General features: G+C 43.1%; 1 protein-coding gene. It reads right to left on the minus strand.

Going from position 1 to position 1,154, the window contains the following annotated elements; genetic code table 11:
- Positions 1-402: 402 nt before the first annotated feature.
- Positions 403-1,154: hypothetical protein (locus tag J5224_RS29085; protein ID WP_264628554.1), on the minus strand; the 752-nt coding region annotated here is incomplete at its 5' end.

Consider the following 1,154-nt stretch of genomic DNA (forward strand, 5'->3'; position numbering starts at 1 on the left):
AGGTGTTCTGGGTTGCATACATGTAATTTAACATAATATACATTATGCGAACCAATGGATAAGGAGGCGAAATCTGGTGTTTTGCGGTCATGATGGGCTTTGGTAAATCCAGCGACTGTTCTTCGTTCATCAAGTGCCACTTTTCAGCCTCATCGCCACTTTACTGGCTGATACGAGATACGCTTCTCGCACATCGCCATCACGCACGCATCTTCACAAAGCAACACCAGCCAGACTTGGGCATGTCTATTGTAGACAGACCATAAAGGCGTTCCTTTCTGCATTACTTATCACATAGACAAGGTTTTAAGCAGACATAGTCTTTTAAAAGCTCACAGATAGTTATAAAGCAACTCTTATTTTGCAGGACTGGAATGATCTACATGACGATTCACACCACAACTACTGATATTGAATATAAACCGGCTGAGGTTGCAAACCGAGCACTTCAGCTTTAGATAACAGTCTGTGTGGCGGTTTTCTGATATCATTTTTATAGAAAATTTTGATACCCGGATACAATACCCCTTTTTCAGCCGATACCACTTTTTCATACGTTGAAACCTTTGTTTCAGGAGCACCCCACCCATCCATGCTCAATATTACCTGCACGTTTGGATCTGATTTTATTTTATCAAATCCTGTCACCATCTTTTTAGTAAAACGGTGAACCACTAATACTTTGGGTGGCAGATTATTTTTTACAACCAATGCCGAAAGATAATCAACGACCCTGTTGATATCCTTGTCGTTAATTGTTCCGATTCTCGCACCCGGAATGGATTTTCCCATCATGATAAATTCAGGGTCTATGCCTAAATGAACATCCGGTTGAATAAGAAAAGGTTCAAGGCGAGATATCTCACGGTGCAAATCGCTCCGGCCGGGCTGAACGTCCAGAATAAGTACAGCACCCGGCGTCATCCTTACCACTGACAGCGCGATATCAATTTGTTTATCACTCATCCGGTTACGATAGAGGCCATCTCGTCCAGGCTGGTTGCTTGCTACGGTAGCGATGTATTCCAATCCAGGAATAACAGGCTTTGAGGGATCTGCTTTTTCCCATTCCTGAGCTTCAGCGGTCAATCTTTTCCACAGCTCAGGTGCAGGATATTCACCCAGTATTCCCATTCTACGAGAGTTAAAATTCC

The organism is Candidatus Symbiopectobacterium sp. NZEC135 (assembly GCF_025962695.1).